Annotated in this window: 10 protein-coding genes and 1 tRNA gene; 5 read left to right on the forward strand and 6 right to left on the reverse strand. The window is 69.0% G+C overall.

What is annotated here, in order from left to right:
* Window positions 1–166: 166 nt before the first annotated feature.
* From LZ017_RS12505 to LZ017_RS12515, 3 genes are all read right to left on the reverse strand, one after another.
* Window positions 167–257: transfer RNA gene (locus tag LZ017_RS12505), tRNA-Ser, on the reverse strand.
* Between the two features lie 34 nt (window positions 258–291).
* Complete coding sequence (locus LZ017_RS12510; RefSeq protein ID WP_241397154.1) at window positions 292–1209, reverse strand: SPFH domain-containing protein; 918 nt, start codon at window positions 1207–1209, stop codon at window positions 292–294.
* Window positions 1210–1276: 67 nt separating this feature from the next.
* The gene (locus tag LZ017_RS12515) at window positions 1277–1705 is read right to left on the reverse strand and encodes an NfeD family protein (protein ID WP_241397155.1); all 429 of its coding nucleotides are present in this window, start codon (window positions 1703–1705) and stop codon (window positions 1277–1279) included.
* Window positions 1706–1980: 275 nt separating this feature from the next.
* Here LZ017_RS12515 and LZ017_RS12520 point away from each other — a divergent pair, with 275 nt between their 5' ends.
* Window positions 1981–4257, forward strand: a complete 2277-nt coding sequence (locus LZ017_RS12520; RefSeq protein WP_241397156.1) for an arginine/lysine/ornithine decarboxylase — start codon at window positions 1981–1983, stop codon at window positions 4255–4257.
* A gap of 119 nt (window positions 4258–4376) precedes the next feature.
* Here LZ017_RS12520 and LZ017_RS12525 read toward each other — a convergent pair whose 3' ends face one another.
* Window positions 4377–5423, reverse strand: coding sequence for a quinone-dependent dihydroorotate dehydrogenase (locus LZ017_RS12525; RefSeq protein WP_241397157.1), 1047 nt, complete (start codon window positions 5421–5423; stop codon window positions 4377–4379).
* Between the two features lie 71 nt (window positions 5424–5494).
* Between LZ017_RS12525 and LZ017_RS12530 the strand changes: the two genes are divergently transcribed.
* From LZ017_RS12530 to rpiA, 4 genes are all read left to right on the forward strand, one after another.
* The gene (locus tag LZ017_RS12530; protein ID WP_241397158.1) at window positions 5495–6628 is read left to right on the forward strand and encodes a 3-deoxy-7-phosphoheptulonate synthase; all 1134 of its coding nucleotides are present in this window, start codon (window positions 5495–5497) and stop codon (window positions 6626–6628) included.
* A 131-nt stretch (window positions 6629–6759) separates the two neighbouring features.
* On the forward strand, window positions 6760–7191 hold the full coding sequence (locus tag LZ017_RS12535; RefSeq protein ID WP_241397159.1) for a DUF2141 domain-containing protein: 432 nt from the start codon (window positions 6760–6762) through the stop codon (window positions 7189–7191).
* 16 nt (window positions 7192–7207) lie between these two features.
* On the forward strand, window positions 7208–8755 hold the full coding sequence (locus LZ017_RS12540; RefSeq protein WP_241397160.1) for a carotenoid oxygenase family protein: 1548 nt from the start codon (window positions 7208–7210) through the stop codon (window positions 8753–8755).
* A gap of 71 nt (window positions 8756–8826) precedes the next feature.
* Window positions 8827–9486 carry a ribose-5-phosphate isomerase RpiA gene (rpiA, locus tag LZ017_RS12545; protein ID WP_241397161.1) on the forward strand — a complete coding sequence of 220 codons (660 nt, stop codon included), beginning with the start codon at window positions 8827–8829 and terminating at the stop codon, window positions 9484–9486.
* 26 nt (window positions 9487–9512) lie between these two features.
* Here rpiA and LZ017_RS12550 read toward each other — a convergent pair whose 3' ends face one another.
* On the reverse strand, window positions 9513–11075 hold the full coding sequence (locus LZ017_RS12550; protein ID WP_241397162.1) for a M4 family metallopeptidase: 1563 nt from the start codon (window positions 11073–11075) through the stop codon (window positions 9513–9515).
* A 193-nt stretch (window positions 11076–11268) separates the two neighbouring features.
* Window positions 11269–12819 carry a methyl-accepting chemotaxis protein gene (locus LZ017_RS12555; protein WP_241397163.1) on the reverse strand — a complete coding sequence of 517 codons (1551 nt, stop codon included), beginning with the start codon at window positions 12817–12819 and terminating at the stop codon, window positions 11269–11271.
* Window positions 12820–12926: the final 107 nt, after the last annotated feature.

Consider the following 12926-nt stretch of genomic DNA (forward strand, 5'->3'; position numbering starts at 1 on the left):
GCCGCGCAGCGCCGAGGGCGATTCGAAATTTCGGCGGCGCCAGCGGGCTTGTCGTTCGGGGGGAGTCGCCTTTTTCACGCGCCAATGCAAAAGCCCCAAATCCGTCAGTCCTTGATCGACTGGGGGTTTGGGGCTTTGGGGCCTTGGCTTGCCGCCTTCAATGTTCTGGCGGAGAGAGCGGGATTCGAACCCGCGGTGGGCTGTTAACCCACACACGCTTTCCAGGCGTGCGACTTAAACCACTCATCCATCTCTCCGAAGCCCGCCATCATAGCGCATTTTTTGCGGCTGTCAGGATTTCTGCGGCGAGTTCTTCATCAGCGCCATCGCGGTGCCGATCAGGCCGGAGACCTCGGTCATGTTGCCGGGCACGATCATGGTGTTGTTCTTCTGAGCCAGCTGGGCGTAGGCGTCCACCGCCTTCTCGGCGACTTTGAGCTGCACCGCCTGGGCGCCGCCGGGCTGCTCGATGGAGGCGGCGATCTTGCGGATCGCGTCGGCGGTGGCGTCGGCCACCGCGGTGATGGCCGCGGCCTCGCCCAGCGCCTTGTTGATCTCGGCCTGCTTCTCGCCCTCGGAGCGCGCGATGGCGGCTTCGCGTTCGCCGGTGGCGATGTTGATCTGTTCCTGGCGCCGGCCTTCCGAGGCGGCGATCAGCGCGCGCTTTTCGCGCTCGGCGGTGATCTGCGCCTGCATGGAGCGCAGGATCTCGGCCGGCGGGGTCAGGTCCTTGATCTCGTAGCGCAGCACCTTCACGCCCCAGTTCAGCGCCGCCTCATCCAGCGCCTGCACCACTGCGCTGTTGATCGCGTCGCGTTCTTCGAAGGTGCGGTCCAGCTCCATGCGGCCGATCACCGAGCGCAGCGTGGTCTGCGCCAGCTGGGTGATCGCGACGATGTAGTTGCTCGAGCCGTAGCTGGCCCGCATCGGGTCGGTGACCTGGAAGTACAGGATGCCGTCCACGGTCAGCTGGGTGTTGTCCTTGGTGATGCAGACCTGGCTGGGCACGTCTAGCGGGATCTCCTTCAGCGAGTGCTTGTAGGCCAGCCGGTCGACGAAGGGCACGAGGATGTTCAGGCCCGGGGTCAGGGTGGCGTGGTATTTGCCCAGTCGCTCCACCACCCAGGCGTTCTGCTGAGGCACGACCTTGATGGCCTGCATGATGAAGACGATGGCCACGACGAGCAGGGCCAGCGCAACGATTTCCATGGTCGGATTCCTTCGTAGAACAGTGCGGACAAACGGAAGAGGTTCGCCGGCGGCGAACCCGGGGACATCAGGCCGCTTCGAGCAGCAGCACGCTGCCGTGGATGGCGCGGATCACGTGGCGGCCCGGATGGGGCAGGCCCTGGCCGGCATAGCGCGCCTGCCAGGCGGCGCCGCGGTAGCGGACCTCGGCGGAGCCGTCGTCGCGCCAGGCCGGCACGTCCAGGGTCTGGCCAACGTCCAGGTTGACATCGGGGTTGGCCTCGGCGGGCGTGCTGGGTCGCTGGAGCTGGCGGCGGTGCCACAGCGCCACGGCCGCGCCGCCCAGCACCGCGGCCAGCGCGAGCTGCGCGGTCATCGACAGGCCGGCATGGGCGCCCAGAGCGCCGGCGGCGGCGCCCAGCGCCAGCATCAGCAGGTAGAAGGTGCCGGTGCTCAGCTCCAGGCCCACCAGAATCCCGCAGATCACCCACCAGCCGGTGGCGGCGCTCCAGTCCATCGCGTCCTCCTGTCGCCCGCCCGCGGGCGGTGTTTTGAAGTGTTTCGGGGCAGTGTAGCGGCGCGTTGCCACCGCGGGACGGAACACGGGGAAGTCAGGGGCGCGCGGCGTGCCGGACGGGCGCTCAGGCGACAGTCGCCCAGCCGTGGCCGGCGGACGTCCCCTTTCCGCGACAAACCCCGATGAACACGAAGAACGGGCGCGCATGTCATCGGCTTGGCCCTACACTTCGCCGCTTTCATTTTTGTCCCCTTGACGGGTTTCCCGGAGGCCCTATGACGCCGCGCTTTCGCTTCCCCATCGTCATCATCGACGAGGACTATCGCTCCGAGAACACCTCGGGTCTGGGCATACGCGCCTTGGCCGACGCCATCCAGAAAGAAGGCTTCGAGGTGCTGGGTGTGACCAGCTACGGCGATCTCTCCCAGTTCGCCCAGCAACAAAGCCGCGCGAGCGCCTTCATCCTGTCCATCGACGACGAGGAGTTCACCCCCGGCCCCGAGCTGGACCCGGCGGTGCTGAACCTGCGCAAGTTCATCGAGGAGATCCGCTTCAAGAACGCGGACATCCCGATCTATGTCTACGGCGAGACGCGCACCTCGCAGCACCTGCCCAACGATGTGCTGCGCGAGCTGCATGGCTTCATCCACATGTTCGAAGACACGCCGGAGTTCGTCGCCCGGCACATCATCCGCGAGGCGCGCAGCTACCTGGACGGCCTGGCGCCGCCGTTCTTCAAGGCGCTGATGGACTATGCGCAGGACGGCTCGTATTCCTGGCACTGCCCGGGGCATTCCGGCGGCGTCGCCTTCCTGAAGAGCCCGGTGGGGCAGATGTTCCACCAGTTCTTCGGCGAGAACATGCTGCGCGCCGACGTCTGCAACGCGGTCGAGGAACTGGGCCAGCTGCTGGACCACACGGGCCCGGTGGCCGCGTCGGAGAAGAACGCGGCGCGCATCTTCAACGCCGACCACTGCTTCTTCGTCACCAACGGTACGTCGACGTCGAACAAGATGGTCTGGCACCACACGGTGGCGCCGGGCGATGTGGTGGTGGTGGACCGCAACTGCCACAAGAGCATCCTGCACAGCATCATCATGACCGGCGCGGTGCCGGTCTTCATGACGCCCACGCGCAACCACTACGGCATCATCGGCCCCATCCCCGAGAGCGAGTTCGAACCGGAGACCATCCGCAAGAAGATCGCGAAGAACCCGCTGCTCAAGGGCGTGGACCCCAAGAAGGTCAAGCCGCGCATCATGACGCTGACGCAGAGCACCTACGACGGCGTGCTCTACAACACCGAGACCATCAAGCAGAAGCTGGACGGCTGGATCGACACGCTGCATTTCGACGAGGCCTGGCTGCCGCACGCGGCCTTCCACCCGTTCTACGGCAGCTACCACGCGATGGGCAAGAACCGCCCGCGCCCCAAGACGGCCATGGTCTATGCCACGCAGTCCACGCACAAGCTGCTGGCTGGGTTGTCGCAGGCCTCGCAGGTGCTGGTCCAGGATTCGCAGAACGTGAAGCTGGACCGCCACCTCTTCAACGAGGCCTACCTGATGCACACCAGCACCAGCCCGCAGTACTCCATCATCGCCAGCTGCGACGTCGCCGCCGCGATGATGGAGCCGCCCGGCGGCACCGCGCTGGTGGAGGAGTCGCTGTCCGAGGCGCTGGACTTCCGCCGTGCGATGCGCAAGGTCGAGAAGGACTACGGCAAGGACTGGTGGTTCAAGGTCTGGGGTCCGGAGAAGCTGGCCAGCGAAGGCGTGGGCAAGGCCGCCGACTGGATGCTCAAGGCCAACGAGAAGTGGCACGGTTTCGGCCCCATCGCGGCCGGCTTCAACATGCTGGACCCGATCAAGTCCACCGTGATCACGCCGGGCCTGGACATGAGCGGCAAATTCGCCAAGACCGGCATCCCGGCCAGCATCGTGACCAAGTTCCTGGTCGAGCATGGCGTGGTGGTGGAGAAGACTGGGCTGTATTCCTTCTTCATCATGTTCACCATCGGCATCACCAAGGGCCGTTGGAACACGCTGCTGACCGCGCTGCAGCAGTTCAAGGACGACTACGACAAGAACGCGCCGCTGTGGCGCATCATGCCGGAGTTCGTCGCCGCCCATCCGCGCTATGAGCGCATGGGGCTGCGCGACCTGTGCCAGAGCATCCACGAGGCCTATGCCGAGGGCGACATCGCGCGCCTGACCACCGAGGTCTATCTGTCGGACCTGGAGCCGGCGATGAAGCCCAGCGATGCCTACGCCTACATCGCGCACCGCAAGACCGAGCGCGTCGAGATCGACAAGCTGGAAGGCCGCGTCACGACCGCGCTGCTGACGCCCTATCCGCCGGGCATCCCGCTGCTGATTCCGGGCGAGCGCTTCAACAAGCGGATCGTGGACTACCTGAAGTTCACGCGCGCCTTCGACGCCAAGTTCCCCGGCTTCGCCACCGACGTGCACGGCCTGGTCGGCGAGAAGCGCGAGGACGGCACGACGCGCTACTACGTGGATTGCGTGGTCGAGGAGAAGGCCAGGAAGTGAGGCCGACCCGCTGAGCGCGCCGGCCCGCCGGCCGCGCAGCAGAACGACGGGGCGCCGGGTGCGCCCCGTTTCGTTGGTCGGTTGACCTGGCTGGTTTGTTGGCCGGGGAGGGCGTTCGTTCAGGCGCTGCGGCCGCGCGTGGCCAGCGCCTTGGCGCACTCGGGCACCAGCGCGGGGCCGCGGTAGATCAGCCCGGTGTAGAGCTGGACCAGGTCGGCGCCGGCCTCCAGCTTGGACAGCGCGTCGGCCGCGCCGAGCACGCCGCCCACGCCGACGATGGGGTAGCCCGCGCCCAGCTCGGCGCGCAGCAGCCGGATCACGCGGTTGCTCGCTTCCAGCACCGGCGCGCCGGACAGGCCGCCGGCCTCGTCGGCATGCGGCAAGCCCTTCACGGCGTCGCGCGCGATCGTCGTGTTGGTCGCGATCACGCCGTCGATGCCGTTCTTGCGCAGGGTCTGCGCGATCACCTGGACCTGGGCTTCGTCCAGGTCCGGCGCGATCTTCACGAACATCGGCACCTTGCGGCCGCCGTCGGCTTCCAGCTGCGCCTTGCGCGACTGCAGCGCGCCGAGCAGGGCGTCGAGCGCCTCGTCGCTCTGCAGCGCGCGCAGGTTCTTGGTGTTGGGGCTGGAGATGTTGACGGTGATGTAGTCGGCATGCGGGAACACGCCGGCCAGGCCGATCAGGTAGTCGTCCGCCGCGTTCTCGATCGGCGTCGCCGCGTTCTTGCCGATGTTCAGCCCCACCAGGCCGCCGGCGGCGCGGAAGCTCTGCGCCCGCTTCACGTTGGCGATGAAGCTGTCCAGGCCTTCGTTGTTGAAGCCCAGCCGGTTGATCAGCGCGTTTCGGGCCGGCAGGCGGAACATGCGCGGCTTGTCGTTGCCCGGCTGGCCCTTGGGCGTGACCGTGCCCACCTCGATGAAGCCGAAGCCCATGGCGCCCAGCCCGTCGATGCAGCGGCCGTTCTTGTCCAGCCCGGCCGCCAGGCCCAGGCGGTTGGGGAAGCGCAGGCCGGCGATCTGCACCGGGTCCTGCACCCGCGTCTGCGCCCACAGGCATTGCAGCGGCGTGTTCTGGAAGCGCGCGATGGCCGACAGGGTCAGTTCATGCGCGTGTTCGGGGTCCATGCCGAACAGGAAAGGACGGGCGAGCGGGTATGGAATCATGGCGCGGGGATTGTCGCATCCGGCCCCCGGGCCATAATGGCCCGTCCGGTTGTACCCGCCCCGCGCCCACGATGAAGACCCTGGATCACCCCCAACAAGACCGCGAGGTCGGCCGCTCCGACGCCACCCGCGACGACACCCGCACCGACGACACGCGCATCGACGCCGTGCGTCCGCTGATCTCGCCGGCGCTGCTGCTGGACGAGCTGCCGGTGTCGGACGCCGGACTGACCGTGGTGGAACAGGCGCGCCAGCAGATCGGCGACGTGCTGCACGGCCGCGACGACCGGCTGCTGTGCGTGGTGGGACCGTGCTCCATCCACGACCACGACCAGGCGATGGACTACGCCCGGCTGCTCAAGACCTTGCGCGACGAACTGCAGGACGATCTGCTGCTGGTGATGCGCGTGTATTTCGAGAAGCCGCGCACCACGGTGGGCTGGAAGGGCTACATCAACGACCCGCGCCTGGACGGCAGCTTCCACATGAACGAAGGCCTGCGCCTGGCGCGCAAGCTGCTGCTGGACGTCACCGCGCTGGGGCTGCCGGCCGGCACCGAGTTCCTGGACCTGCTGTCACCCCAGTACATCGCCGACCTGATCGCCTGGGGCGCGATCGGCGCGCGCACCACCGAAAGCCAGAGCCACCGCCAGCTGGCGTCCGGCCTGTCTTGCCCGGTGGGCTTCAAGAACGGCACCGACGGCGCGGTGAAGATCGCCGCCGACGCGGTGCTGGCCGCGCGCGCCAGCCATGCCTTCATGGGCATGACCAAGATGGGCCTGGCCGCGATCTTCGAGACGCGTGGCAACGACGACTGCCACCTGATCCTGCGCGGCGGCAAGACGCCCAACTACGACGCCGCGTCCGTGCAGGCCGCGGCCGAGGTGCTCAAGGGCGCCGGGCTGCGTCAGCAGCTGATGATCGACTTTTCGCATGCCAACTCGTCCAAGCAGTACGAGCGCCAGATCCAGGTCGGCCAGGATGTCGCGGCGCAGATCGCCGCGGGCGACGATCGCATCACTGGCGTGATGATCGAATCGCACCTGCAGCCGGGCCGCCAGGACCTGCTGCCCGGCCAGTGCAAGGCCGACCTGAAGCCCGGCGTCTCCATCACCGACGCCTGCCTGGGCTGGAGCCAGACCGAGCCGCTGCTGCGCGACCTGGCCGCCGCGGTGCGCGCGCGCCGCGCCAAGGCCGGCGCCTGAGGCGCGCCGCCCTCCGCTGACGCCCGCGGGCGGCATTTCGCGCCGCGCGGCGGTCGTCGGTCGCGTCCGCGTGGAGGCGTCGCGGCCGCCTGCCTAGAGTCGCTCCCATCACATCGAACGGGAGCACTCCAATGCGTCGTCTTTCCCCTCTCTGGCCCGCGCTGGCCCTGGGCCTGGCCAGCTGCTTCGCCGCCGCGCGGGCGGCCGAACTCCGGCTCGAAGTCAGCGGGCTTTCCTCGACCGAGGGCGAGGTGCTGGTGGCCGTCTATGCCGGCGCCGAGCAGTGGCTGAAAGCACCGGCGGCACTCGCCAAGGTCAAGGCGGACACGGCCCTTGATGGGCGCCTGCAGCTGCGCATCGACGGGCTGCCGGACGACGTCCCGCTGGCGGTGAGCCTGTTCCACGACCGCAATGGCAACGGCCGCATGGACCGCAACCCCATGGGCATGCCGCTGGAGCCCTTTGCCTTCTCCAACCAGGCCCAGGGCGCGTTCGGGCCGCCGCCGTTCAGCCAGGCGCAGCTGCCGGCCGGCACCACCCAGCATGCCATCCAACTGCCCTGAGCGCGGAGGTCCGACCATGCAACGACGTTCTCTTCTCGGTTCCGCACTGGCGCTGCCGGCCCTGGGCTTGCCGCTGCACAGCCTGGCCCAGGCCGCCCATCTGGCGCAGGCGGCGCTGCCCATGACGCAGGCCGCGGCCGCCTCGGCGCCGCTGTCCAGCGCCGCTTTCGAGCAGGGTCTGGCCGGGGCGCCGGAGCTGCTGCCGCTGCGCGGCTGGGACGGCCAGGACCGCGAGGCCGCGCAGTTGCGCATCGAGGGCCGCTGGCCACGCGCGCTGCAAGGCGTGCTTTACCGCAACGGCCCGGGCCTGATGCAGCGCGACGGGCAGCGCTACCGCCACTGGTTCGATGGCGACGGCCTGGTGCATGCCTGGCGCTTCGAGCCGGGGCGGGCCAGCCACCGCGCCCGCTTCGTGCAGACGCCCAAGTTCAAGGCCGAGCAGCAGGCCGGTCGCTTCCTGCTGCCCACGCTGGGCACGGCCATCGCGCCGCAGCGCCCCATCACCGGCGCCGACAGCCTGAACACGGCCAACACCAGCGTGCTGCCGCTGGCCAGCCGGCTGCATGCGCTGTGGGAAGGCGGCAGCGCCTACGAGCTGGATGCTGACACGCTGGCGACGCGCGGCGCGCGGGCGTGGGCGCCGGAACTGGCGGGCATGCCCTTCTCCGCCCATCCCAAGATCGAACCCAGTGGCGAGGTCTGGAACTTCGGCAGCACGGCCGATCGGCTCGCCATCTACCACCTGTCGCCGCAGGGCGAGTTGCTGCGCCACCGCGTGATGACGCTGCGCATGGCGGCCATGGTGCACGACTTCGCGGTGTCGCAGCAGCACCTGATCTTCCTGCTGGCACCCATCGCGCTGGACCGCGAGACCCTGCAGCAGGGCGGCAGCCTGTCCGCCGCGATGCGCTGGCGGGCGCAGGACGCCACCCGCGTGCTGGTGCTGGACAAGGCCACGCTGACGCCGCGCTGGTTCGAACTGCCGGCCGCGCTGGTCTTTCACTTCGGCAATGCCTGGGAGAGCGCCGACGAGATCGTGCTGGACTATGTGGAGGCACCGCCGCTGCCCGAGTTCACGCAGCGCATCGGCGCGCTGATGGGTGGCGAACAGGTCCGCGGCACGCCGTCCACGCTGCGCTTTCTGCGCCTGCCGCTGAAGGGCGGCGAACCCGTGCTGACGGCGCGCGACGAACCGGTGGAGTTCCCCGTGGTCGATCCGCGCGTGGTGGCGCAGCGCCATCGCTATCTGTTCTGCCCGACCCGGGTCCGCGACCCGCTGCGCTGGGGCTTCGACGCGCTCATGCGCCTGGACCTGGAGCAGGGCACGCGCCAGCGCTTCGTCTACGACGAGGAGGTGATGCTGGAGGAACATCTGCTCGTGCCGCGTCCCGGCAGCACGCGGGAAGGCGAGGGCTGGCTGCTGGGCAGCGGCTACGACGTGAAGCGCCAGCGCAGCTTCGTCAGCGTCTTCGATGCCGAGCACCTGGCCGACGGCCCGCTGGCGCGCGCCTGGCTGCCGTACTGGATCCCGCTGGGCTTCCACGGCCGCTTCGTGCCGGCCTGAGCGGGCCGTGGCCCTCGGCGGCGGGCAGGGGCGGGGATAATGCGCGCCATCTCTTGCTGACGCGCACTCCCATGACCCAAGACGAACTGAAGGCCCTGGTGGGCCAGGCCGCCCTGCAATACGTGACCCCCGGCACCGTGGTGGGCGTGGGCACCGGCTCCACGGTGGACAAGTTCATCGACGCGCTGGCCGCCAGCGGCCTGAAGATCGCCGGCGCCGTGTCCAGCTCGGTGCGCAGCACCGAGCGCATGAAGGCCCTGGGCATTGCGGTGCTGGAGGCCGCCGAGGTGCCGTCGCTGCAGGTCTACATCGACGGTGCCGACGAGATCGACCACCGCGGCCACATGATCAAGGGCGGCGGCGCGGCGCTGACGCGCGAGAAGATCGTCGCCGACCTGGCCCAGACCTTCGTCTGCATCGCCGACGAAAGCAAGCTGGTCAGCGTGCTGGGCCGCTTTCCGCTGCCGGTGGAGGTGATCCCGATGGCCGCCGCGCAAATCGCGCGCCGTTTTGCCGCGATGGGCGGCGACGCGCGCCTGCGCGAGGGCGTGGTGACCGACAACGGCTGCCAGATCCTGGACGTGCGCGGCCTGCAGATCACCGAGCCGGCGGCCTTCGAGGCCGAGGTCAACCAATGGCCCGGCGTGGTCACCGTGGGCGTGTTCGCGCGCAACAAGGCCCAGGTCTGCCTGCTGGGCACGGCGCAGGGCGTGAAGACGCTCAAGTTCTGAGCGTCCCCGACCCCGGGGCCCTGACCTCAGTTGACGTTCACCGCGCTCCAGGCCGCCGCCACGGCCGCGGCCTGCGTGCTGCCGGCGCCATAGAGTTCGCTGGCGGCGGCAATGGTCGCGGCGCGGGCGCCGGCGTAGTTGGTGTTGGAGGTCATCTTGGTCGTCAGCGCGCGGTACCAGATCTTGGCGGCGGCTTCGCGGCCAATGCCGGTCAGCAGCGCGCTGCCGGTGGCCACGCGCGTGTCGCCGGCGCGGCAGGTCGGGCTGCTGCCATAGCTGCTGTTGCTGCCTTCGGCGAGCAGGAAGAACAGATGGTTGGCCACGCCCGAGCTGTAGTGCACGTCCAGGCTGCCGACGCCCGAGTACCAGCAGTCCGATGAATAGCCGTCGCTGCTGGGCTTGACCATGCTGCGCAGGAAGGCGGCCTTGATCATGACCTTCTCGCCGATCAGGTAGTCGCCCGGATCGGCGGGCGTGGCGGCATAGAACTCGACCATGGTGCCGAAGATGTCCGAGGTGGCCTCGTTCAGGCCGCCGGACTCGCCGGAGTAGGTGAGATTGGCGGTACGGCTGGTCACGCCATGCGTCATCTCGTGGCCGGACACGTCCAGCGAGACCAGCGGGCGCAGGTTGACGCCGTCGCCGTCGCCATAGGTCATGCAGAAGCAGCTGTCGGACCAGTAGGCGTTGGCATAGTTGCGGCCGTAGTGCACGCGGTTGTAGGCGCCCTTGCCGTCGTTGGCGATGCCGCTGCGGCCGTGCACGTTCTTGTAGTAGTCCCAGGTCACGGCCGTGCCGTACTGGGCGTCGACCGCGGCCGTGGCGGTGTCCGAGCTCGTGTTGTTGCCCCAGAGGTTGTCGGCGTCGGTGAAGATGCTGCCACCACTGGTGCGGTTCTTCAGGTTGATCGTGTAGGTGCTGCCGCGCGACGGATCGCGCAGCTCGTAGCCGCTGCTCACGCTGTTGGTCGTCAGCGCCACGTTGCCGCTGTACAGGCTCCTGCCGGTGCCGGCCGCCGACGCGGTGTGGAGGTCGCTCCAGCCGTCCAGCCGCGTGCCGGTCTGGGCGTCCAGGATCAGGTGTTGTTCGACGTCGGCCCCATTGGCGTCGCTGCCGCTGAGGAAGACATCCCAGGCCAGGCGCGGCAAGTCGCCGCGTGCGTAGACCACCAGCTCCGGCCGGGCGCTGAGGCCAGCGCCGGCGGTGGCGGACAGCGCCGTCTGGCGCGCCTGCGCGGGCGTGAAGGCGGGCTTGTCGGCGACGCGCGGTTCGCGCCGCAGGGTCAGGTGCATGTCGCGCAGCCCGCCCTGGGCATTGGTGCTCACCACCAGGTCCCCGCCGATCACGCGCAGGCCCTTGAAGCGGCGGTCGAAGCGCGCGTGCTCGGTGCCGTCGGGGTCGACGACGAGATCGCGCATTTCGTAGCTCTGGTCCGCGCCATGCAGGCTGCGGCCGACGAAGCGTTCGATATGTCCCAGGGCCCGGGCCTTGGCCTGCGCTGGATCGGCATGGGCGGCCGGGCTGCCGGCGGTCAGGACCCCCAGCACGCAGACGGCGAACAGGGGGCGGGCGGCGGCGTTCTTCTTCATTGCGGGGCTCCGACGAATGAGCTGACGCCCGCAGTGCCACCCTGGCGGGCGGTCCGCGGCGCGTAGTTCAGTGTGCGTTAATCGCCCCATCCCTGCGCATCGGATTTCCCTGTCAGGGCAGCGCCTCTTGCGAATCCGTGAAGAATGTCATAGATCAAACCATTCCCCGACGCGGCCCGTCCGCCGCGCGGGCTCAGCGCAACCGGAACACCGCCACCGCCTCAGCGAGCTTCTGCGACTGCTGCTTCAGGCTTTCCGCGGCCGCGGCCGATTCCTCCACCAGCGCGGCGTTCTGCTGCGTCATCTGGTCGAGCTGGCCGACGGCAGCGTTGATCTGCTGGATGCCATCGTTCTGCTCGCGCGCGGCGGCATTGATCTCGCCGATGATGTCGGCGACGCGCTGCACGCTCTGCACGATCTCGCGCATGGAGTCACCGGCGTCCTTGACCAGGCGCGAACCGGTGTCCACGCGCTCGACGCTGCTGTTGATCAGGGTCTTGATCTCGCGCGCGGCTTCGGCGCTGCGCTGCGCCAGCAGCCGCACCTCGCCGGCCACGACGGCGAAGCCGCGGCCCTGTTCGCCGGCACGGGCGGCTTCCACCGCGGCGTTCAGCGCCAGGATGTTGGTCTGGAAGGCGATGCCGTCGATCACGCCGATGATGTCGCCGATCTTGCGCGAGCTGGTGCTGATCTCGTCCATCGTCGACACCATCTGGCCCATCACCGCGCCGCCGCGGTTGGCGGTTTCGGCCGCGGACGCGGACAGCTGGTTGGCGGTGCGCGCCGATTCGGCCGTCTGGCTCACCGTGCCGGTCAGCTGCATCACGGACGCGGCGACCTGTTGCAGGTTGGACGCGGTCTGCTCGGTGCGGCCCGACAGGTCCTGGTTGCCGATCGCGATTTCGGCGCTGGCCGTGCCGATGCTCTCGGCGGAATGCCGCACCTCGCCGATCAGGCCGAGCAGCTGGTCCTGCATGCCGCGCAGCGCCGTCAGCAACTGGCCGGTCTCGTCGCCGCCGCCTTGCGGCACCGGGTGGCTGAGGTCGAAGCGGCCGATGGCATCGGCCACCGCGACCGCGCCACTCAGCGGCTGGGTGATGCTGCGCGTCAGCGCGACGGCCAGCGCCACGCCCAGCGCCAGCGCGATGGTGGCGCACAGCAGCAGGACGTTGCGGGCGCTGCGGTTGCTCTCATCCACGTGGGTCGCGGCGGCGTCCAGCAGGTCGCGCTTGTGCTGCACGATCTTCTGAATGGCCTCCTGGAAACGCGCGGCGGCGGGCTGGAACTGCTGGTCGAAGATGCGCCGGGCCTCCTCGGCCTCGCCGCGCTTCTTCGCGGCGCTGACCGCGTCGCGGGTGCTCAGGTAGTCCTTGCGGGCATTGGAGAGGGTCTCGAACAGGGCCCGCTCCTCGGGCGTCACCATGTAGCCGTCCAGCTTCTTCTGCAGCTCGGTGGACTGGCGGGTCGATTCGGCGGCCGTCGCGGTGAAGAAATCGGCGAGGCTCGGGTCGGCGCTGACGGCGATCGCGCTGGTGCGGTTCACGCCGTTGGTGATGTTGCGGAACCAGTCCGACGCGGTGCGCTCGGCGGCCAGGTCCTGCTGGAACATCACCTCGGTCTCGCTGGCGACCCGCGACAGGGCCAGGTAACCCATGCCGGCGCCCACCATGGCGATCAGCAGCACCAAGGCCAACATCAGCCCCAGCTTCTGGCCAATGCTGCGGCCGGACAGAATCGTGTTCATCGTCTCTCCCTTCAAATGAGCGCGACCAAGCGGCCCGCGCATCGCACGCGGGTCGCTCATCCAGAGGGATATCGACCGGAATGCGGCTCGACTGAAGCGCACAGCGC

The sequence above is a fragment of the Pelomonas sp. CA6 genome (genome assembly GCF_022549225.1).
In the GTDB taxonomy this organism is placed as follows: domain Bacteria; phylum Pseudomonadota; class Gammaproteobacteria; order Burkholderiales; family Burkholderiaceae_C; genus Roseateles.